This is a genomic window from Pseudomonas paraglycinae (genome assembly GCF_021601625.1).
Lineage (GTDB): Bacteria > Pseudomonadota > Gammaproteobacteria > Pseudomonadales > Pseudomonadaceae > Aquipseudomonas > Aquipseudomonas paraglycinae.
Map to the genome: position 1 here is coordinate 122,806 of NZ_BQHR01000001.1, position 19,083 is coordinate 141,888.

Here is a 19,083-nt window from a genome sequence, read left to right on the forward strand (position 1 = left end):
TTAAAAGGGTTTTTCGGATTTACGTCAACGACTTTTTTAAAATTTCTTAAATTAATTCCGTCGCTTACGATCCGACCCCCGATTTCGCGGGGTTTACTCTGCAGGCGGAACGTAGCCTTCCGCTTGAGCGTATTCCTCGCCGGAGAAGTACTTGTCCATTTCGCCCTGAAGAAATTTGCGGTCTTCGGCGTTCATCATGTTCAGGCGTTTTTCGTTGATCAGCAGTGTCTGGTGTTTCTGCCAGTCGGCCCAGGCCTTGGCCGAGACGTGTTCGAAGATGTCCTGGCCCTTGGCGCCCGGGTACGGTGGGCGCTCCAGACCTTCGAGTTGTTCTTTGTACTTGCGGCACATTACGGTGCGGGTCATGTCGACTCTCCTGCATTCAAGACGGCGGCCGCGCGTTCGAGCAAGGTCTTGACCGGGGCGGCGAGGCCCAGGCGCGGCGGGGTGGCGAGGTTATACCAGAGCCAGTCGGCCTCGGCCACGTGACCGCCGGCCTCCTGCACCTGAACCAGCCAGGGTTCGATGGACAGCTGGAAGTGGCTGAAGGTGTGGACCAGGCTCGGCAGCGCCTGCTGCTCGCCCAGTTCCAGCGAGTGCTGCGCAGCGAGGTGTTGCAGGTCGTCGAGGCCATCGAGTTCCGGCAGGCTCCACAAACCGCCCCACAATCCGCTGGACGGGCGGCGATAAAGCAGAATCGCGCCCTCCTCGTTGGCCAGCAGCGGCATCAGCGTGCGTTTCTGCGGGATAGCCTTGCGCGGTTTGGGGATCGGGTAACGCGTCTCCAGGCCGAGCATGTGCGCTTCGCAGCCCTTTTCCAGCGGACACAGGAGGCAGCTCGGCTTGCTGCGGGTGCAGAGCGTGGCGCCCAGATCCATCATCGCCTGGGTGTAGGCGTTGACCCGATCCTGCGGCGTAAAGCGCTCGGCGTTGGCCCACAGCTGTTTGGCGACCTTTGGCTCGCCGGGGTAGCCCTCCTGCGCGGTAAAGCGCGCCAGCACCCGTTTGACGTTGCCGTCGAGGATTGGCGCGCGCAGGGCCATGCTGATGCTGGCGATCGCGCCAGCGGTGGACAGGCCGATGCCCGGCAGCTCGGTAAGCTTCTCGACATCGCGCGGAAACTCGCCGCCATACTGGCTGACGACGATCTTCGCGGTCTTCTGCAAGTTGCGCGCGCGGGTGTAGTAACCCAGGCCCGTCCACAGGTGCAGCACCTCGTCCTCCGGCGCTTCGGCCAGGGCTTCGACCGTCGGCAGTGCCGCCATGAACCGGTCGAAGTAATTGAGCACGGTGCTGACCTGAGTCTGCTGCAACATGATCTCGGACACCCACACCCGATACGGGTTGATGTTCTGTTGCCAGGGCAAATCATGGCGTCCGTGGCGGTCGAACCATTCCAGCACCGCCGTGGAAAACTGCTCCGCTCTCATCGCTTGAACAGCCCCTTCAATGCGTTTTTCAGTTCCGGGCTGACTTTGTCACCCAGTTTCTCGTCGATTTTTTCGCTGATCTTGTCGCCGGCCAGTTTGCTCGCGACCTGGCCCATGCGTTCGTTGTCCACGCGGCAGGCCTTGGCGCCCAGTTCCAGCGGGCCACGGCAACGCAGCGGCCATTCGATGCCGACGAATTTGTCGCCGACCTGGCAGGCCGGGTCCGGCATGGCGCTGGTGTCACCTTCGACGATGATGCCGACGCGATAGTCCATGCCCAGCACTTTGAGGTCGATATCGCCGTCACCGTTGACGCTCATGCCGGGGATGCGCACTTTCAGGTCCGGGTTGCTGGCCACGCCGTTGCGGAAGGTCAGGTTGCCCTTGAGCTCCTGGAACGGCGTGTCCTTGCCGCGCGGCTCGCCGCTCAGGGATTTGCGGTTAAGGGTGGCGATGCCCTTGCACAGTTGCTGTTCAAGGTTGGCGTTGAGCAACACGCCGTTGTTGATCACGAAGCTGGCGTTGCCGTTGAGGGTTTCGATCAGCGCCTGCTGGCTGTTGCCGCTACCGGTGACGGTGCTGGTGAGATTGACCAGACCCTTGACCGGCGGATTCTTGCCCTGGCTTTCGAGGATTTTCTCCACCGGCACCCGGTTGATCCGGGTTTGCAGGTTCAGCACCGGCGCGGTCTGGCGCACGTCCAGCGTGCCCTTGGCTTCGAAGTCGCCGTTGTACAACTCGCCGCGCAGGTTCTCCAGGGTCAGCAGGCCACCCTGGCCGGTGGCTTTCAACGCGGCGTTCTGGATCGGCAGCTTGTCGAGGGTCAACTGGCCGAAGGTCAGGTCGGCATTTACGTCGAGTTTGCTCAGGCGCTCGACAGGAAACAGGCGCTCGGTGCTCCAGGCGCTTTTGCTCGGTTTTTCCGGCAGCGGTGTGCTGCCGGCACCCGCCATCGCATCGGCCTCGGTACTGGCGACTTCGGCCTGACGGACCTGGGTAGAGTTATTGGCTTTTTCCGATTTCGGCGGCAGGTAGCGGTCGACGTTGAAGGTGTCGGCCTTGAGGACCGCTCGCAGCGATTGCTTGGCGAAATCTTCGACGGCGATGCGGCCGCTGAAGCTGCTGTCGTCGAGTTTCAGGTTGATGTTGTCCAGCGACACGCTGGTCGGCGTCGCGGCGACACGGCTGACCAGTTCAACCTTGCTCAGGCTGCCTTCGGCCATGGCCGGCAGGGTCTGGCCGATGCTGTCGACGAATTTCGCCAGGTCGAACTGGGCGATGGAAATCCCGCCGGTGATCTGTGGCGTCTTGTCCAGGTCGTTGGCCTTCAGTTCGCCCAGGGCGCGCAGCTGATTGACCGAGAGCTTGATGCCAGTCCATTCGGCGACGTTGGCGGCCTTGTCCAGCAACAGTTGGCCTTGAGCGGCGAAGGTCACGGTCTTGCCTTGCAACGGATCGCCGGCGACCTCGCCGGACAGCTTCAGGTCTTCGAACTTGTAGCGTTGCAGGGCGCGCTCGAAGCGCAGCTCGCCGTTGAGCTCGGTGCGCACCCGCAGCACTGGCTGGTTGGTGCCGAGGAACGCGGTGGCTTTGACCGGGATGTTGGTCGAATCGTGAACCGCGCCGGTGCTCAGCTGGATGCTTTCGGCGCTGAATTGCTTGCCGGTCAGCTCGTCGTTGTATTCCACGCGGGCGTTGTTGACGGTCAGGCTGTCGATGTCGAGGCGGATCGGCTGGGCCGGTTTTTCCGGTTGCGCAGGGGCCTCGGGGGCGGTTTCGGCCGTGGTGGTTGGCGCCGGGGCGCTGCCGGCCTTGGGCGGCACCTTGCCGATGTCTTCCCAGTTGCCATGACCATTCTTGTCACGGTTCAGGCGCAGGTTCAGGCCTTCGACGCGCACGTCGCTCATCTGCACTTCTCGGCGCAGCAGCGGCAGCACGCGCACGGACAGGCCGAGCATCTGCAGGTCGGCGAACGGTTCGGCAGGCTTGGCCAGGGTCGCGACGCTGGCCTCGTGCAGTTCCAGGCCGAGCCACGGGAACAGGCTCCAGCCGATGTCGCCATTGAGCGTCAGCTCGATGTGGGCCTTGTCGCGGGCAATCTGGCGGATCTCGTCTTTGTAGTCGTTGGGATCAAACAGGTGGGTCAGGGCGAAGCCCGCCGCCACAATGATCAGCAACAGCCCGAGAAGTACCAGACCCAGGATTTTGCCGAACGCTTTCATGGGCGAGTCCTTGTAAGTAGTCGAATTCGTAATTTAGCCGGGGAGTATAGCGCTGCATCAACCCGCGCTGTTGCGGTGTCCCGTGCAGCCTGCTGAACCGTGATGTACAGCGCTTCGACAACGATCGGCATCGGGGTTCCCCGGCATCAGGAGATCAGATGACTCAAAAAAGGTGATATCAGTTTGGTTTTTCTGTCACGTGCAAATGGTAACCTTCGCCCGTTCGTCCGCCCATCTGCGACTTAACGTCGCGCTTTCAAGGAGCTTCACCCGCAAAAAACGGTCATGCCTGCGTGCATAAAGGCCGGGGTGGGCAGTGGCTGGCGAACCATACTAATAATTGGGGGATACAAAATGAGCACGACCATTACGGCGGACGGCTTCAAAGCCGATCAGCCCGGGTTCCTGTCCAAGGAACGCATCATCGCCAAGCCCGGTTTCAACCGTTGGCTGGTCCCGCCGGCCGCTCTGGCCATTCACCTGTGCATCGGCATGGCCTACGGCTTCTCGGTGTTCTGGTTGCCGCTGTCCAAGGCACTGGGTGTAACCGCTCCGGTGGCTTGCGCACCGGACATGAGCTTCATCGCACAAGTCTTCTCGTCGCAATGCGACTGGCCGATCTCCATGCTCGGCTGGATCTACACCCTGTTCTTCATCTTCCTCGGCTGCTCGGCAGCGATCTGGGGTGGCTGGCTCGAACACGCAGGTCCACGCAAGGCCGGCGTTGTATCGGCACTGTGCTGGTGCGGCGGTCTGCTGATTTCTGCGCTGGGGATCTATACCCACCAGATCTGGCTGATGTGGATCGGCTCCGGCGTGATCGGCGGTATCGGTCTGGGTCTGGGCTACATCTCGCCGGTTTCGACCCTGATCAAGTGGTTCCCGGACAAGCGCGGCATGGCGACCGGCATGGCGATCATGGGTTTCGGTGGTGGCGCGATGGTTGGTGCACCACTGGCGACCGCTCTGATGAGCCATTTCGCTTCGCCGACTGGCGTGGGCGTGTGGCAGAGCTTCGTGGCCATGGCCGCGATCTACTTCGTGTTCATGATCGGTGGCGCCTTGGCCTACCGCGTGCCGCCAACCGGCTGGAAGCCTGAAGGCTGGACCGCTCCGGCTAAGAAAGCCTCGAACGCGATGATCACCCACCGTCACGTTCACGTGAATGTGGCGTGGAAAACCCCGCAATTCCGTCTGGTGTGGCTGGTGCTGTGCCTGAACGTGTCTGCCGGTATCGGCATCCTCGGCATGGCTTCGCCACTGTTGCAGGAAGTGTTCGGCGGCAAGCTGCTGGGTAACGATCTGCCGTTCGGTCAGCTGGACGCCGGTCAACTGGCTTCCATCGCTGCGATTGCGGCCGGTTTCACCGGTCTGCTGAGCCTGTTCAACATCGGCGGTCGTTTCTTCTGGGCGTCGTTCTCGGACTACCTGGGCCGCAAGAACACTTACTTCGTGTTCTTCGCGCTGGGTTTTGCGCTGTACGCACTGATCCCGAACCTCGGTCACCTGGGCAACGTTGCGCTGTTCGTGGCGGCGTTCTGCATCATCCTGTCGATGTACGGCGGTGGTTTTGCGACCGTTCCGGCCTATCTGGCCGACCTGTTTGGTACACAGATGGTTGGCGCGATCCACGGTCGTCTGCTGACGGCCTGGGCCGCCGCTGGCGTGCTGGGTCCGGTGCTGGTGAACTACCTGCGTGAGTATCAGCTGAGCATCGGTGTTGAACGCGCTGCCGCTTACGACATCACCCTGTACATCCTCGCTGGCCTGCTGGTGCTGGGCTTCCTGTGCAACCTGCTGGTGCGCCCGGTGGCCGACAAGTACTTCATGACCGACGCCGAACTGGCCGCCGAACAGGCGCTGGGCCACGACAAGGGTGCTGATGCCAGCACCGTGCTGGAGTGGAAAGCCGCGCCGGGCAGCAAGCCATTGGCGATCGCTGCGTGGCTGGTGGTGGGGATTCCGTTGGCGTGGGGTGTGTGGGTGACCCTGCAGAAGACGGCGGTTCTATTCCACTAAGATCGTTTATACCTGATCGTTCCCACGCTCTGCGTGGGAATGCCTCCCTTTGACGCTCTGCGTCAGATCCGAAGTGGACGCAGAGCGTCCGGGGCTGCACTCCCACGCAGAGCGTGGGAGCGATCAGCGCCTTTCGATGCTTGTATGGACATGTCTATCCCCGACAGCACGGGGTTCTATCCGTCAGTCATTCCACCTCTCATGTTTCTGTTTTGGCCCCGCGCCCCTATAATGGCTGCCTTTTTCGCCCAATGATTTTGCGGAGCTGGTGATGGCCGAACGTAAGGCGTCTGTCGAGCGCGACACTCTGGAAACCCAGATCAAAGCCTCGATCAACCTTGATGGCACCGGAAAGGCCCGATTCGATATCGGTGTTCCTTTTCTTGAGCACATGCTGGATCAGATCGCCCGTCACGGGCTGATCGACCTGGATATCGAATGCAAGGGCGATCTGCATATCGACGACCACCATACGGTGGAAGACGTCGGTATCACCCTCGGCCAGGCCTTCGCGCAAGCCATTGGCGACAAGAAAGGCATCCGTCGCTACGGCCACGCCTACGTGCCGCTCGATGAAGCGCTGTCGCGCGTGGTGATCGACTTCTCCGGCCGCCCAGGCCTGCAGATGCACGTGCCGTACACCCGCGCCACCGTTGGCGGCTTCGACGTCGACCTGTTCCAGGAATTCTTCCAGGGCTTCGTCAACCACGCGCTGGTCAGCCTGCACATCGACAACCTGCGCGGCACCAACACCCACCACCAGATCGAAACCGTGTTCAAGGCATTCGGCCGCGCGCTGCGCATGGCCGTCGAGCTGGATGACCGCATGGCCGGCCAGATGCCTTCGACCAAGGGCGTCCTGTAATGCAGACGGTTGCAGTTATCGATTACGGCATGGGCAACCTGCACTCGGTGGCCAAGGCCCTCGAGCACGTTGGTGCCGGCAAGGTGCTGATCACCAGTGATGCGGCAGTGATCCGCGAAGCCGACCGGGTGGTTTTCCCCGGCGTCGGCGCGATTCGCGATTGCATGGCGGAGATCCGTCGCCTCGGTTTCGATTCGCTGGTGGGTGAAGTCAGTCAGGATCGTCCGTTCCTCGGCATCTGCGTCGGCATGCAAGCCTTGCTCGACAGCAGCGAAGAGAACGACGGCGTCGACTGCATCGGCCTGTTCCCGGGCGCGGTGAAGTTCTTCGGCAAAGACCTGCATGAAGACGGCGAGCACCTGAAAGTCCCGCACATGGGCTGGAACGAAGTGAAGCAGGCGGTGGATCACCCGCTGTGGCACAACATTCCGGACCTGGCGCGTTTCTACTTCGTGCACAGCTATTACATCGCCGCCGGTAACCCGCGGCAGGTGGTGGGCAGCGGTCATTACGGCGTCGATTTCGCCGCGGCGCTGGCCGAAGGTTCGCGTTTCGCCGTGCAGTTCCACCCGGAGAAGAGCCATACCCATGGCCTGCAATTGCTGCAGAACTTCGCTGCGTGGGACGGTCGCTGGTAAATGGCCGTCAAGAAATCCAAGCCGCCGATCCTGACCCTCACTCCCGAGCAGGAGAGTGAAGCCAACCGCAAGATTCAGCGGTTCATGGAGGATCGTTTCGAACTGGACCTGGGTTCGTTCGAGGCGGCGGAAATTCTTGAGCTGTTTACCCGCGAAATTGCTCCGCACTATTACAACAGGGCGATTTTCGATGTGCAGACCCACCTCAAGGAGCGGTTTGAAAGCATCGAAAGCGACCTGTGGGCGCTCGAGAAGAATTAGGGCAGCGGCAAGCTTCAAGCTGCAAGCTGCAAGAAGTACACACGCGTGCGCGCTTGCAGCTTATGGCTTGCAGCTTGCAGCTCTTTTGACGAAGGAAAAAGCATGCTGATTATTCCCGCTATCGATCTTAAAGACGGTGCCTGCGTACGTCTGCGCCAGGGCCGCATGGAAGATTCCACAGTGTTCTCCGATGACCCGGTGAGCATGGCTGCCAAGTGGGTGGAGGGCGGCTGCCGCCGTCTGCATCTGGTCGACCTGAACGGCGCTTTCGAAGGCCAGCCGGTCAACGGCGAAGTGGTGACCGCGATCGCCAAGCGCTACCCGACCCTGCCGATCCAGATCGGCGGCGGCATCCGTTCGCTGGAAACCATCGAGCACTACGTCAAGGCTGGCGTCAGCTATGTGATCATCGGCACCAAAGCGGTGAAGGATCCGGCGTTCGTCGCTGAAGCCTGCCGCGCGTTCCCGGGCAAGATCATCGTCGGTCTGGATGCCAAGGACGGTTTTGTCGCCACCGATGGCTGGGCTGAAATCAGCACCGTGCAGGTTATCGATCTGGCCAAGCAGTTTGAAGCCGACGGCGTGTCCTCGATCGTTTATACCGACATCGCCAAAGACGGCATGATGCAGGGCTGCAACGTTCCGTTCACCGCTGCGCTGGCTGCTGCCACCAAGATCCCGGTGATCGCTTCCGGCGGCATTCACAACCTGGGTGACATCAAGTCGCTGCTCGACGCCAAGGCACCGGGCATCATCGGCGCCATCACCGGCCGGGCGATCTACGAAGGCACTCTCGACGTCGCCGAAGCGCAAGCTTTCTGCGATTCGTACCAAGGCTGAGGACTGACCATGGCGCTGGCCAAACGCATCATCCCTTGCCTGGACGTGGACAACGGCCGGGTCGTCAAAGGTGTGAAGTTCGAGAACATCCGTGACGCCGGCGACCCGGTGGAAATCGCCCGTCGCTACGACGAGCAGGGTGCCGACGAGATTACCTTTCTCGACATCACCGCCAGCGTCGATGGCCGTGACACCACGCTGCACACCGTCGAGCGCATGGCCAGTCAGGTGTTCATTCCGCTGACCGTCGGCGGTGGCGTGCGGACCGTGCAGGACATCCGCAACCTGCTCAACGCCGGTGCGGACAAGGTGTCGATCAACACCGCTGCTGTGTTCAACCCGGAATTCGTCGGCGAAGCGGCGCAGCATTTCGGCTCGCAATGCATTGTCGTCGCCATCGACGCAAAGAAGGTTTCGGGCCCGGGCGAAACCCTGCGCTGGGAGATCTTCACCCACGGCGGTCGCAAACCGACCGGCCTCGACGCCGTCGAGTGGGCGAAGAAAATGGAAGGCCTGGGTGCCGGTGAAATCCTCCTGACCAGCATGGATCAGGACGGTATGAAAAACGGCTTCGACCTCGGTGTGACCCGCGCCATCAGCGATGCGCTGGGCATTCCGGTGATCGCTTCCGGCGGCGTCGGCAACCTGCAGCATCTGGCTGACGGCATTCTTGAAGGCCACGCCAGTGCAGTACTGGCGGCGAGTATTTTCCACTTCGGCGAATACACCGTTCAAGAAGCCAAGGCCTACATGGCCAAACGCGGCATCGTAATGCGTTAAACATCCATACAGGCCAGTGGACAGCATGGCGTACCCAAGGCACTCTTGGGCACGCCATGGATTTCGGTAGCCCGACATGATCAAACGCCTGCTTCTCGCCCTCGCCAGTGCCTCCTTGTTGTTGATCAACACCGGCCACGCCGAGGAAAGTCCCGACACCGATCTGGTGCTCCTCACCGAAAACTTCCCGCCGTACAACATGGCGAAGAACGGCAAGAATTTCGCTCAGGATGAAAACATCAACGGCATCGCCACGGACATCGTGCGCGAGATGTTCAAGCGTGCCGGCATCACTTACAGCCTGACCCTGCGTTTCCCATGGGAGCGGGTCTACAAGCTGGCGCTGGAGAATCCCGGCTACGGTGCGTTCGTCATGGCACGCCTGCCGGATCGCGAAAAGCTCTTCAAGTGGGTCGGCCCGATCGGCCCGGACGACTGGGTCATGCTGGCCAGGGCCGACAGCAAGATCACCCTCGAAACCCTCAATGACGCGCGCAAATACAAGATCGGCGCCTACAAGGGCGATGCGATTGCCGAGACTCTGACCAAGCAGGGTTTGAAGCCGGTGGTGGTGCTGCGTGATCAGGACAACGCCAAAAAACTCGTCAGCGGCCAGATCGACCTCTGGGCCACCGGCGATCCTGCCGGGCGTTATCTGGCGCGGCAGGATGGCGTGACCGGCCTGAAAACCGTACTGCGTTTCAACAGCGCCGAACTGTATCTGGCGCTGAACAAGGACGTGCCGGACGAAGCCGTTGCCAAGCTTCAGGCGGCGCTCGAACAGATGCGCAAGGACGGCGTGGTCGACGAGATCATGGGGCGGTATCTGTAGTTTCTGGCGACTCTGGTAACTCGGGAGATTCCGGCTGTTCCGGCACTGACGGGAGTGGCACCATGGCGTCACTCGCGACTTCTGGCGGGTATTCGAGCCAGTGCAGGCTGTTTCTGTCGGAGTACCTGAAGTTGATGGCGGTTTCCGTTCGGTTGTCCCGCCAGAGATCGTAGTTACTCTGCAGTTGATACAGCGCCATCATCTTGTGTTTCGTCACGTTGGCGGCGACCGCCACGATGTCCGGCGTGGTCCATCCGATGCTCGAGGTTTCGGTGTGGGTGAAGGCTTCGCCCAGCCTTGCCGAGAACCTTATAGACCGTTCAACCGTTGAGTCGCTCGCTGGCCAAACCCCCGGAATCTGTATTGCACTGATGCGGTTGAAAAGCCGCAGATCGCGGCGGCTCAGAACACGAGGCAACGTCCAGTGAAACAGGCTGCTCTTGTCAGTCGTGTTATGGCTGGAGCCGATGAGCACATACCGGTCAGTCCTTTGCAGGTAATAGTAGGGCGATTGGCGGAATCTCTTCAGTGATGGCTGACCGTGGTCTTCCACCGCAAACCAGGGCAGCCTGGCAGTGTGGGTCGGTTGCGAGGGCTCGAGCGGTTCCGGCGCTTCGAATCCTGACAGTTCCGGAAGTTCAGGCGCTGGATTGCTCTGTACCGTAATCTGCATTCGCAATGAATAGGCTTCGGCTTCATTCTCGGGGCTGTCAGGGTTGCCGGAAGCGATGAACGTGCCTGCTGTGAAGTTGATCGCACCTGCATCGGCAACCGGAGGCGCGATGCTCCAGGCGCTGAAATACTGGCGGGAACGATCTCCCCGATCATTCCAGATCAACTCGGCGACACTGGCCTCAATTACCAGATCTTCGCGCACGCAACGTACCGAGCTCAGTAAAGGCTTTTCGTGGTTGATGGAGCACACCGTTCCCAGTGCCACATACCCCTCAGGCGCGATCGGCCGCCATAGCGTCCCCCCCGCCGGCGTCGAGGTTGCATCGCTCCAGATTTCTTCGAAATCATCCGGTGGACTGAGTGCATTTGTTTGCGCGGTTTCGCCGTTTGCGGCTGGGCCTTCGCGGACAACGGCCACGATCTTGCTGCCATTGATATTGCCGTTGCCGGAGATGGCGACGTCCCCGAGGGGGTAAAAGCCAGGCAGCGAGTCGGGGGATGGCACCGGACGCCAGAGCGCGCAGGGTGTCGAGCCCGAGCCATTGCAGTTCCAGATCCGCTGGAATTCGGTGGTGAAGTTGATCAGCAGGTTATCGACCTGGATCGAATCCATTGGCCTGTCGGCCGTGGTTTCACTGTTTTCGCTGTTCATGGTCATTCCTGATAGTGAAAGGCGACTCGTGGTCGCGACCTGTTGCAGGTCTCAATATCCGGAATTGGCCAAGGGGACGGGCGGTAACTATTTATCGGGTATGGCGGGGTGCTACCGGTAAATGCCGTTGTGGCCGTGAGCGGCTGTAGCGCGATTGCTGCGCACACTGATCATCTGCTTGATGTCGATCCACTCGATGCCCTGAGCCTTCAATTTGGGTAGTTCGCGCTCCAGCACCGCCAGTGTCTGCGGATAAGGGTGGCCGATCATCACGGCCGAACCCTGTTTGTGCGCCAGACTGATCGCTGTCTGCAATTGAGTCAGGATCGCCGCTTCTGTGCGCTCGTCATCGAGAAACACATCCCGCGAAACACTCGCCAGATCAATCTTCTGTGCCTGTTGCGCAGCGACGGTCTGGGCGCTGGTGCGGCTGTCGACGAAGAACTTGTGGCGACGCTGCAACTCGCCCATCAACCACGCCATGGCCACCGGCTGCGCAGTCATGCGGCTGCCCATGTGGTTGTTGATGCCAGCGGTGTAGGGGACCATTCTGAACGCGGCGTTCAGGCGTTTTTCGAGTTCTTCGATGGGCAGTTCGGGATGCCAGGCGAACGGGCCGGTGGCCGGATCCATCGGCATGTGCAGGATCACGACCTTGCCGGCGCGATGGGCTTCGCGGGCGAATTCGGTGGCGTGCGGGGTGTCGGGCATGATCGCTGTGGTCACCGGCCCGGGGAGGGCCAGCACGCGACGATCCCGGGGCAGGTTCTGCCCCAGGTCGTCGATGATCAGCGTCAGGTAGGCTTTTTGAGGTGTGGGTCTGGCAGGTTCTGCGTGAGCAGCACCCGCCAGGCAGCACAGCAGGACAAAGACGAAACGCAAAGACATCCTCAACGGCCGGACGTGATGCTCAGGCCTTTGAGCAGGCTCAGGGCCTGGGCCAGCTGGTAATCGTCATCCTGCGGCATCGCCTTGGCCTTGCCGCCGGAACCGGTCGGTTTGTCCGCGCCGCCGTTGCCGTTGCCCAGGTGACCTTGCAGGTCGGCTTCCTTGAAGTAGTCGCCGTCCGCTTCGTTGGTGATCTTGGCCTTGCGTACTTCGATGTCCGGAACAATGCCCTGGGCCTGGATCGAGCGGCCGTTCGGCGTGAAGTACAGCGCAGTGGTGATCTTCAGCGCGCGGTCGTTGTTCAGCGGCAGCACGGTCTGCACCGAGCCCTTGCCGAAACTGGTGGTGCCCATGACCACGGCGCGTTTCTGGTCCTGCAGGGCGCCGGCGACGATTTCCGAGGCCGAGGCACTGCCACCGTTGATCAGCACGACCATCGGCACCGCTTCGCTTTCGTCCTTGCCGGTGGCGGAGAAGCGCAGTTCGGAATTGGCGATCCGGCCCTTGGTGTAGACGATCAGGCCTTTGGTGATGAAGTGGTCGACCACTTCGACCGCTGCCTGCAACACGCCGCCCGGGTTGTTGCGCAGGTCAAGGATGATGCCGTTGAGCTTCTTGCCGTTGTCCTTGCGCAGCTTGGCCAGGGCTTTGGAGACCTCTTCGCCGGTCTTGACCTGGAACTGGGTGATGCGGATCAGGCCGTAGCCCGATTCCAGCAGTTGCGCCTTGACGCTCTTCACCTGGATCACGGCGCGAGCCAGGGTTACATCGAACGGCGTACCGCCGTCGCGGACCAGGGTCAGGGTGATCTTCTGGCCGATCTTGCCGCGCATCTTGTCCACGGCTTCGGTCATGGTCTGGCCGCGGGTCGGCGCGCCGTTGATCTTGACGATGAAGTCGCCGGCCTGGATGCCGGCCTTCGATGCTGGCGTATCGTCGATCGGCGACACGACCTTGATGAAGCCGTCTTCGGCGCCGACTTCGATGCCCAGGCCGCCGAACTCGCCGCTGGTGCTTTCCTGCAACTCGGCAAAGTCTTCAGGGCCGAGGTAGGCGGAGTGCGGATCGAGGTTGCTGAGCATGCCCTTGATCGCGTTTTCCAGCAGGGTCTTGTCGTCCACCGGCTCGACGTAGGCCGCCTTGATCCGGTCCATGACCTCGGCAAAGGTGCGCAGCTCTTCCAGCGGCAACGGCGCCTTGCTGGTGGCGGCAGTGCCTGCCGGAGCGACAGCCGGGGCCGGTTGAGCGGCAAACGCCAGAGGCGCGCCGATCACCAGGGCGATCGTCAGGGCCAGCGAGGTAAGGCGGGACAAATGCAGCATGTCGAACGAACTCCTGAATTAGGCGGCGCGCTTATCCTTGCGCGCGGCACCATTGCGCCGGATCACTCGGGTGACCCTGCTGACGAATTGCGAAATACAGCGCTGGTGTGTCCTGACCGCCACTATTACCCACAGTGGAAATGGACTCACCGGCTTTTACCACGTCACCCGCCGACTTGAGCAGCGTCTGGTTGTGACCGTAAAGACTCAGAAAACCGTTGCCGTGATCAAGGATCACCAGCAGCCCGGCACCGCGCAGCCAGTCGGCAAACACCACGCGCCCGCCGTGTACGGCGTGCACCTGGCTGCCGGCGGAGGCGCTGATCATCACGCCGTCCCACTTGGTGCGGGCATCGTCGCCACGGGTTTCACCGAAGCGTGCCAGCAGTCGACCATCAACCGGCCATGGAAGTTTTCCCCGACTTGACGCAAAAGGGCCACCGAAGGTCTCGCCGCTGCTGGAAACCAGCGCGCCAGGTGTGGGTCTGGCTTGTTTTCGCGGGGCGTCGCTGGTGTCCGAGTCCGCATCGGCGCGGGCCTGGGCCTCACGCAAGCGCTTTTTTTCGGCTTCCTGCTGGGCGATGAGCGCTTTCTGCCGCGCTTCTTCTGCCTCACGAGCCTGGCGGGCCAGGGTTTCTTCAATGGTTTTAAGGACTTTAGACAGGTCTGCCTGATCCTGCTCGCGGGCGGCCAGTTTCTGGTCCCGGGCTTTCACGTCGTCATTGAGTTTGGCAAGGGCCTGCTGGCGCTCCTTGCGGACCTTGTCGAGCGCTTCGCGCTGAGTGTCGAGATCGCTTTGCTGCGCCAGCAACTGCGCCTGCTGCACGCCGATGTCTTTTTCGACGTTGGCCAGTTGGCGCAGGGTTTCGTTGAAGCTTTTAAGCTGCTCCAGGCGAGCCTGGCTCAGGTAGTCGTAATAGGTGAGGGTGCGGGCGAATTTCTCGGGATTCTGCTGGTTGAGCAGCAGCTTGAGGTATTCCTGGCGACCGTTCTGGTAGGCGGCGCGGGCCTGGATGGCGATCAGTCGCTGCTGTTCAGTGCGCGCGCTCTGGAGTTTTTTTTTCTCCGCATCGAGCCGCTGCAGCTCGGACTCGCTCTTCTTCAGCTCTTTCTGCAGGGCTTCGACCTGTTTCTCGAGCTTGCCCATCTCGGTTTCGGTGCCCTTGAGCTCCTTTTGCACGCCGGATTTTTCTTCCTGGAGCTTGCCCAGCAGTTTTTTCAGCTCGGCGATGTCCTGGCGCGTGGCGTCCAGTTGCTGTTGGGTTTGCGCGCGCTCATCCGCGAAGGCCGGTTGGAGCAGGCATGTCAGAGCGAGGGCGATCAGGACGCGAAGCATAGAGGCGGGCGGCACCAGGGTAAGGGACGGCCTAGTATGCCCGCCCGACGCGGCAAAAAAAACGCCTCAAAGCCAACTGCTTTGAGGCGTTCGTCATAAAAAGCCGTTTCAGGCTGATTACAGGGCGTTTTTGATATCAGACCAGAATCGAAGTGCCAGTCATTTCCGCCGGTTTTTCCAGACCCAGCAGTTTCAGCATGGTCGGCGCCACGTCCGCCAGCACGCCGCCTTCGCGGACTTTCAGGTCACGCTTGCCGACATAGATGAACGGCACCGGCTCGGTGGTGTGCGCGGTGTGCGCTTGCCCGGTGGATTCGTCGGCCATCTGCTCGACGTTGCCGTGGTCGGCGGTGATCAGCGCTTCGCCGCCGACTTTTTCCAGTGCTTCGACGATGCGACCCACGCAGGTGTCCAGGCACTCCACGGCTTTCACCGCGGCTTCGAACACGCCGCTATGGCCGACCATGTCGCCGTTGGCGTAGTTGACCACGATCACGTCGTAGCGCTGGTTCTCGATGGCCTCGACGATGCGGTCGGTGACTTCCGGCGCGCTCATTTCCGGCTGCAAGTCATAGGTGGCGACTTTCGGCGACGGGATCAGGATGCGCTCTTCGCCCGGGAACGGCTCTTCACGACCGCCGGAGAAGAAGAAGGTCACGTGGGCGTATTTCTCGGTTTCGGCGATGCGCAGCTGGGTCTTGCCGTTTTTCGCCAGATAGTCGCCGAGCACGTTTTCCAGGCTGCCCGGGGCAAAGGCGGCGGGGGCCGGGATGCTGGCGGCATATTGGGTCAGGCCCACGTACTGCACTTGCGGCTGGCGCGCGCGCTCGAATTCCTTGAAACCGTCTTCGACAAACACGCGGCTCAGCTCGCGGGCGCGGTCGGCGCGGAAGTTCATGAACACCACGGCGTCGCCGTCTTCGACCTTCACCGGCTCACCGATGCTGGTGGCTTTGACGAATTCGTCGCTCTCGCCACGGGCGTAAGCGGCTTCCAGACCTTCCTGGGCGGTGGCAGCGTTGAATTCGCCATTGCCATCAACGATCAGGTTGTATGCCTGGGACACGCGATCCCAACGGTTGTCGCGATCCATGGCGTAGTAGCGGCCGATCAGGCTGGCGATGCGGCCCTTGCCGAGCGCCTGGAAGGTCGCGTCGAGCAGTTCGATCGACGAAGCGGCGCTTTTCGGCGGGGTGTCACGGCCATCGAGGAAGGCGTGCAGGTAGATTTTTTCGGCGCCGCGCTTGAAGGCCAGTTCGGCCATCGCGATCAGGTGATCCTGATGGCTGTGAACGCCGCCATCCGAGAGCAGGCCCATGAAATGCACGGCCTTGCCGGCGGCCACGGCCTTGTCCACGGCGGCGCAGATGGTCGGGTTCTCGAAGAACTCACCGTCGCGGATCGCTTTGGTCACACGCGTGAAGTCCTGATACACCACGCGCCCGGCGCCCAGGTTCATGTGGCCGACTTCGGAGTTGCCCATCTGGCCGTCCGGCAGACCGACGTCCATGCCGCTGCCCGAGATCAAGCCGTTCGGCACGGTGGCCCACAGGCGATCCAGCACAGGCTTTTTGGCCGCATAGACGGCGTTGGATTCGGGGCTGTCGCTGTGACCGAAGCCGTCGAGAATCATCAGGACCAAAGGTTTAGGCGTGGTAGTCATGGAATCCACTCGTGGCTAATAAGAAGAGGGCGATGGAAAAGGGAGTTGGAGTTTAAAGCGAAGTTCCGGCGGCGTCACCGCCGGACGGGGTTTGGCCGACCATAGTGGCTGTGTATACTGGCCGACATTTTAACGCCCTGGAACCTCCTTCGATGGTTGCTCACCTGATTGAATTTGCCACTAACCACTACATTCTTGTCGGTATCTTCGTCGTACTGCTGGCTTTGCTGCTGGCGCATACGGTGCAGGGCGGCGGTAAAAGCCTGAGCACGGGCGAGCTGACCGCACTGGTCAACAAGGAAGCCGGCGTGGTGGTGGACATCCGTCCGAGCAAGGACTACGCCGCCGGTCACATCGTTGGCGCGGTGAACATTCCCCAGGACAAACTGGCTGCCCGCATTGGCGAGCTGGAAAAACACAAGGCCAAGACCATCATTCTGGTCGACGCCCTGGGCCAGACCGCCGGCACCCACGCCCGCGAACTGATGAAGGCCGGCTTCACCGCCGCCAAGCTGTCCGGCGGGATTTCCAGCTGGAAAGGCGACAACCTGCCGTTGGTGAAGTGACATGAGCGACGTCATCGTCTACTCCAGCGATTACTGCCCTTACTGCTCGCGCGCCAAGTACCTGCTCGCGAACAAAGGCGTGGCCTTCGAAGAGATCAAGGTCGATGGCAAGCCGCAGGTGCGCGCCGCCATGGCCCAGAAGGCCGGACGCACGTCCGTGCCGCAGATCTGGATCGGCGACACCCATGTCGGCGGATGTGATGATTTGTATGCCCTGGAGCGCGCCGGCAAGCTCGACGCGCTGCTCAAGGCCTGACCTGCTGCACACGTAAAGAACCCTAAAAGACCCAAGATCAGAAAGGATCTGAGATGACTGACCAACAGAACACTGCAGCCAGCGAAGAAGAAACCGCACCGCAATTCTCCTTGCAGCGCATCTACGTACGCGACCTGTCCTTCGAAGCCCCGAAAAGCCCGGCGATCTTCCGCCAGCAGTGGGATCCGGCGGTCGCTCTGGATCTGAACACCCGCCAGAAAGCCCTGGAAGGTGATTTCTACGAAGTCGTGCTGACCCTGTCCGTGACCGTGAAAAACGGTGAAGAAGTTGCCTTCATCGCTGAAGTGCAGCAGGCTGGCATCTTCCTGATCAAGAACCTGGACGCGGGTTCGATGAGCCACACCCTGGGTGCGTTCTGCCCGAACATCCTGTTCCCGTACGCTCGCGAAACCCTGGACAGCCTGGTGACCCGCGGTTCGTTCCCGGCCCTGATGCTGGCCCCGGTGAACTTCGACGCCCTGTACGCGCAAGAGCTGCAGCGCATGCAGGAATCCGGCGAAACCCCGACTGTTCAGTAAGCGGTCGATGCAACAACGAAAAAAGCGCCGTTACAGGCGCTTTTTTCTTGGCTGATCGTTCCCACGCAGAGCGTGGGAACGATCAGCGGTGTCTTCTTGGGCGGTGTTATTTGAAGTCGTTCTGCCGCCACGCTTCGTACACGGCCACTGCCACGGTGTTGGACAGGTTCAGGCTGCGGCAGCCTTCGCGCATCGGCAGGCGCAGGCGCTGTTCGCCGGGCAGGGCGTCGAGCACTTCCGGCGGCAGGCCACGGCTTTCCGGGCCGAAGATGAACGCATCGCCCGGGACGAACGCGGCATCGTGAAACGGCCGCGAACCCTTGGTGGTGAAGGCGAACAGCCGTGGATGACCGAGGCTTTCCAGGCAGCTGGCGAGGTCGGCATGGCGCTGCAAAGTGGCATACTCGTGGTAGTCGAGACCGGCGCGGCGCAGGCGCTTGTCGTCCATCTCGAAGCCCAGCGGTTCGATCAAATGCAGGTGGCAGCCGCTGTTGGCGCACAGCCTGATAACGTTGCCGGTGTTCGGCGGAATTTCCGGTTGAAAAAGGATGACGTGAAACATGCACGGCTCCGAAGGTAAAGATGACGCGCATTCTACGCCGCAAGCGGATCCGCGTTCGAAACTATTCCCGCGGGTGATGGCATCGCTGGCGATCGTCGGTGTGATGGTCGGGATGATGATCGGTCGTTTGACCACGCCTGACCCGACCGTCTTGCAGCAGGTCGAGGTGATCGATGGCGGTCTTGCGGTCTGGTTCAACAACGAGCCGAAGCTGCACGGCGAGATCGTCGATGGCAGCCTCGCGTTGCTGTTCGAGGCCGAAGGCAAGGCGCAGAAAGGTCAGCTCAAGTTCAACGGCAAGGACGTGAACTGGCGGACGCGGTTGAGTGACGGGGGGTTGTTGCTGACGCTGGTGGCGGCGCGGCCGCTGCAGGGCGACTGGGCCGGCCAGGCGGTCGATGACCGCTGGCGGCTGGAGATCCATCTCCGGGAGCAATAAAAGAGGGAATCCCCGGCCTGCCTGTACCAAGGTTCCCGAAACGGGCGGGCTCATCGCATCGCGTTCTGAGCCGGTGTAAAGAAGGAACCCCTGACCTGCCTGTATCAAGGGCCCCAAAAGGGTGGACTCATCGAGTCCTGTGTAAAGAGGGGAATCCCCGGCCTGCCTGTACCAAGGCCCCCGAAAGGGTGGGTGAATCGAATCACCTGTAGGAGTTATTGCAGGGGGCGTGCCAGGTTTTCGCGTTTTGAAACAAAAAAGCCCGGCACAACGACGAAGGCCCCGTAATACGGGGCCT

The 19,083-nt window shown here is 61.4% G+C and carries 20 protein-coding genes; 11 read left to right on the plus strand and 9 right to left on the minus strand.

The window, feature by feature from the left end:
- Positions 1-93: 93 nt before the first annotated feature.
- The 3 genes from L6D82_RS00590 to L6D82_RS00600 are packed head-to-tail and all read right to left on the minus strand — an operon-like array spanning position 94 to position 3,652.
- Complete coding sequence (locus L6D82_RS00590; protein ID WP_007952551.1) at positions 94-366, minus strand: oxidative damage protection protein; 273 nt, start codon at positions 364-366, stop codon at positions 94-96.
- Positions 363-1,430, minus strand: coding sequence for an A/G-specific adenine glycosylase (mutY, locus tag L6D82_RS00595; protein WP_236187847.1), 1,068 nt, complete (start codon positions 1,428-1,430; stop codon positions 363-365). The genes L6D82_RS00590 and mutY overlap by 4 nt, the downstream gene beginning before the upstream one ends.
- Positions 1,427-3,652 (minus strand): AsmA family protein, encoded by a 2,226-nt coding sequence (locus tag L6D82_RS00600; RefSeq protein ID WP_236187848.1) that lies wholly within the window; start codon positions 3,650-3,652, stop codon positions 1,427-1,429. The genes mutY and L6D82_RS00600 overlap by 4 nt, the downstream gene beginning before the upstream one ends.
- 354 nt (positions 3,653-4,006) lie before the next feature.
- Here L6D82_RS00600 and L6D82_RS00605 point away from each other — a divergent pair, with 354 nt between their 5' ends.
- From L6D82_RS00605 to L6D82_RS00635, 7 genes are all read left to right on the plus strand, one after another.
- Entirely contained in the window at positions 4,007-5,671 is a 1,665-nt protein-coding gene (locus tag L6D82_RS00605; protein ID WP_085611172.1) for an OFA family MFS transporter, read from the plus strand.
- 271 nt (positions 5,672-5,942) lie between these two features.
- The gene (gene hisB / locus L6D82_RS00610) at positions 5,943-6,536 is read left to right on the plus strand and encodes an imidazoleglycerol-phosphate dehydratase HisB (RefSeq protein ID WP_192563168.1); all 594 of its coding nucleotides are present in this window, start codon (positions 5,943-5,945) and stop codon (positions 6,534-6,536) included.
- Positions 6,536-7,174 carry an imidazole glycerol phosphate synthase subunit HisH gene (gene hisH / locus L6D82_RS00615; protein ID WP_236187850.1) on the plus strand — a complete coding sequence of 213 codons (639 nt, stop codon included), beginning with the start codon at positions 6,536-6,538 and terminating at the stop codon, positions 7,172-7,174. Before hisB ends, hisH begins: the two co-directional genes overlap by 1 nt.
- Positions 7,175-7,435 carry a DUF2164 domain-containing protein gene (locus tag L6D82_RS00620; protein WP_011332018.1) on the plus strand — a complete coding sequence of 87 codons (261 nt, stop codon included), beginning with the start codon at positions 7,175-7,177 and terminating at the stop codon, positions 7,433-7,435.
- A gap of 102 nt (positions 7,436-7,537) precedes the next feature.
- Positions 7,538-8,275 carry a 1-(5-phosphoribosyl)-5-[(5-phosphoribosylamino)methylideneamino]imidazole-4-carboxamide isomerase gene (gene hisA / locus L6D82_RS00625; protein WP_003220753.1) on the plus strand — a complete coding sequence of 246 codons (738 nt, stop codon included), beginning with the start codon at positions 7,538-7,540 and terminating at the stop codon, positions 8,273-8,275.
- A gap of 9 nt (positions 8,276-8,284) precedes the next feature.
- On the plus strand, positions 8,285-9,055 hold the full coding sequence (gene hisF, locus L6D82_RS00630) for an imidazole glycerol phosphate synthase subunit HisF (protein WP_102687863.1): 771 nt from the start codon (positions 8,285-8,287) through the stop codon (positions 9,053-9,055).
- 76 nt (positions 9,056-9,131) lie between these two features.
- Entirely contained in the window at positions 9,132-9,887 is a 756-nt protein-coding gene (locus L6D82_RS00635) for a substrate-binding periplasmic protein (RefSeq protein WP_236187851.1), read from the plus strand.
- Here L6D82_RS00635 and L6D82_RS00640 read toward each other — a convergent pair.
- The 5 genes from L6D82_RS00640 to gpmI all read right to left on the minus strand — a co-directional run bounded on the left by L6D82_RS00640 (position 9,868) and on the right by gpmI (position 16,423).
- On the minus strand, positions 9,868-11,214 hold the full coding sequence (locus tag L6D82_RS00640; protein ID WP_236187852.1) for a Vps62-related protein: 1,347 nt from the start codon (positions 11,212-11,214) through the stop codon (positions 9,868-9,870). The genes L6D82_RS00635 and L6D82_RS00640 overlap by 20 nt on opposite strands.
- Positions 11,215-11,325: 111 nt before the next feature.
- Positions 11,326-12,102 carry a divergent polysaccharide deacetylase family protein gene (locus tag L6D82_RS00645; RefSeq protein ID WP_085746378.1) on the minus strand — a complete coding sequence of 259 codons (777 nt, stop codon included), beginning with the start codon at positions 12,100-12,102 and terminating at the stop codon, positions 11,326-11,328.
- 2 nt (positions 12,103-12,104) lie between these two features.
- A complete protein-coding gene (locus L6D82_RS00650) occupies positions 12,105-13,424 on the minus strand; it encodes a S41 family peptidase (protein ID WP_085654441.1) in 1,320 nt (439 codons plus the stop codon).
- A 31-nt stretch (positions 13,425-13,455) separates the two neighbouring features.
- Positions 13,456-14,760 carry a murein hydrolase activator EnvC family protein gene (locus L6D82_RS00655; RefSeq protein ID WP_085746379.1) on the minus strand — a complete coding sequence of 435 codons (1,305 nt, stop codon included), beginning with the start codon at positions 14,758-14,760 and terminating at the stop codon, positions 13,456-13,458.
- A 136-nt stretch (positions 14,761-14,896) separates the two neighbouring features.
- Positions 14,897-16,423 carry a 2,3-bisphosphoglycerate-independent phosphoglycerate mutase gene (gpmI, locus tag L6D82_RS00660; RefSeq protein ID WP_085746380.1) on the minus strand — a complete coding sequence of 509 codons (1,527 nt, stop codon included), beginning with the start codon at positions 16,421-16,423 and terminating at the stop codon, positions 14,897-14,899.
- A 152-nt stretch (positions 16,424-16,575) separates the two neighbouring features.
- On the opposite strand from gpmI, the gene L6D82_RS00665 reads away from it, so the two are divergent.
- Genes L6D82_RS00665 through secB form a run of 3 tightly spaced genes read left to right on the plus strand, consistent with a single transcriptional unit; the run spans position 16,576 to position 17,784 of the window.
- Positions 16,576-16,989: a rhodanese-like domain-containing protein gene (locus L6D82_RS00665; RefSeq protein WP_007952524.1), complete on the plus strand. Its 414-nt coding sequence runs from the start codon at positions 16,576-16,578 to the stop codon at positions 16,987-16,989.
- Position 16,990: 1 nt separating this feature from the next.
- A complete protein-coding gene (gene grxC, locus L6D82_RS00670; protein ID WP_007952522.1) occupies positions 16,991-17,245 on the plus strand; it encodes a glutaredoxin 3 in 255 nt (84 codons plus the stop codon).
- 53 nt (positions 17,246-17,298) lie between these two features.
- Positions 17,299-17,784, plus strand: coding sequence for a protein-export chaperone SecB (secB, locus tag L6D82_RS00675; RefSeq protein ID WP_007952521.1), 486 nt, complete (start codon positions 17,299-17,301; stop codon positions 17,782-17,784).
- A gap of 106 nt (positions 17,785-17,890) precedes the next feature.
- Here secB and L6D82_RS00680 read toward each other — a convergent pair whose 3' ends face one another.
- Entirely contained in the window at positions 17,891-18,346 is a 456-nt protein-coding gene (locus tag L6D82_RS00680; protein ID WP_007952520.1) for a tRNA (cytidine(34)-2'-O)-methyltransferase, read from the minus strand.
- On the opposite strand from L6D82_RS00680, the gene L6D82_RS00685 reads away from it, so the two are divergent.
- Positions 18,345-18,785 (plus strand): hypothetical protein, encoded by a 441-nt coding sequence (locus L6D82_RS00685; protein ID WP_102717658.1) that lies wholly within the window; start codon positions 18,345-18,347, stop codon positions 18,783-18,785. The two genes, L6D82_RS00680 and L6D82_RS00685, sit on opposite strands and share 2 nt — an antisense overlap.
- The last annotated feature ends 298 nt before the right edge of the window (positions 18,786-19,083 follow it).

What these genes read in the sequence shown, in the direction of transcription:
- L6D82_RS00600 (WP_236187848.1), bottom strand. Translation starts at nt 3,652, where the DNA reads ATGAAAGCGTTCGGCAAAATCCTGGGTCTGGTACTTCTCGGGCTGTTG.
- L6D82_RS00605 (WP_085611172.1), top strand. Translation starts at nt 4,007, where the DNA reads ATGAGCACGACCATTACGGCGGACGGCTTCAAAGCCGATCAGCCCGGG.
- hisF (WP_102687863.1), top strand. Translation starts at nt 8,285, where the DNA reads ATGGCGCTGGCCAAACGCATCATCCCTTGCCTGGACGTGGACAACGGC.
- L6D82_RS00640 (WP_236187852.1), bottom strand. Translation starts at nt 11,214, where the DNA reads ATGAACAGCGAAAACAGTGAAACCACGGCCGACAGGCCAATGGATTCG.
- L6D82_RS00620 (WP_011332018.1), top strand. Translation starts at nt 7,175, where the DNA reads ATGGCCGTCAAGAAATCCAAGCCGCCGATCCTGACCCTCACTCCCGAG.
- hisA (WP_003220753.1), top strand. Translation starts at nt 7,538, where the DNA reads ATGCTGATTATTCCCGCTATCGATCTTAAAGACGGTGCCTGCGTACGT.
- L6D82_RS00590 (WP_007952551.1), bottom strand. Translation starts at nt 366, where the DNA reads ATGACCCGCACCGTAATGTGCCGCAAGTACAAAGAACAACTCGAAGGT.
- L6D82_RS00685 (WP_102717658.1), top strand. Translation starts at nt 18,345, where the DNA reads ATGCACGGCTCCGAAGGTAAAGATGACGCGCATTCTACGCCGCAAGCG.
- L6D82_RS00655 (WP_085746379.1), bottom strand. Translation starts at nt 14,760, where the DNA reads ATGCTTCGCGTCCTGATCGCCCTCGCTCTGACATGCCTGCTCCAACCG.
- grxC (WP_007952522.1), top strand. Translation starts at nt 16,991, where the DNA reads ATGAGCGACGTCATCGTCTACTCCAGCGATTACTGCCCTTACTGCTCG.
- hisH (WP_236187850.1), top strand. Translation starts at nt 6,536, where the DNA reads ATGCAGACGGTTGCAGTTATCGATTACGGCATGGGCAACCTGCACTCG.
- L6D82_RS00650 (WP_085654441.1), bottom strand. Translation starts at nt 13,424, where the DNA reads ATGCTGCATTTGTCCCGCCTTACCTCGCTGGCCCTGACGATCGCCCTG.
- L6D82_RS00680 (WP_007952520.1), bottom strand. Translation starts at nt 18,346, where the DNA reads ATGTTTCACGTCATCCTTTTTCAACCGGAAATTCCGCCGAACACCGGC.
- hisB (WP_192563168.1), top strand. Translation starts at nt 5,943, where the DNA reads ATGGCCGAACGTAAGGCGTCTGTCGAGCGCGACACTCTGGAAACCCAG.
- gpmI (WP_085746380.1), bottom strand. Translation starts at nt 16,423, where the DNA reads ATGACTACCACGCCTAAACCTTTGGTCCTGATGATTCTCGACGGCTTC.
- L6D82_RS00665 (WP_007952524.1), top strand. Translation starts at nt 16,576, where the DNA reads ATGGTTGCTCACCTGATTGAATTTGCCACTAACCACTACATTCTTGTC.
- secB (WP_007952521.1), top strand. Translation starts at nt 17,299, where the DNA reads ATGACTGACCAACAGAACACTGCAGCCAGCGAAGAAGAAACCGCACCG.
- mutY (WP_236187847.1), bottom strand. Translation starts at nt 1,430, where the DNA reads ATGAGAGCGGAGCAGTTTTCCACGGCGGTGCTGGAATGGTTCGACCGC.
- L6D82_RS00635 (WP_236187851.1), top strand. Translation starts at nt 9,132, where the DNA reads ATGATCAAACGCCTGCTTCTCGCCCTCGCCAGTGCCTCCTTGTTGTTG.
- L6D82_RS00645 (WP_085746378.1), bottom strand. Translation starts at nt 12,102, where the DNA reads ATGTCTTTGCGTTTCGTCTTTGTCCTGCTGTGCTGCCTGGCGGGTGCT.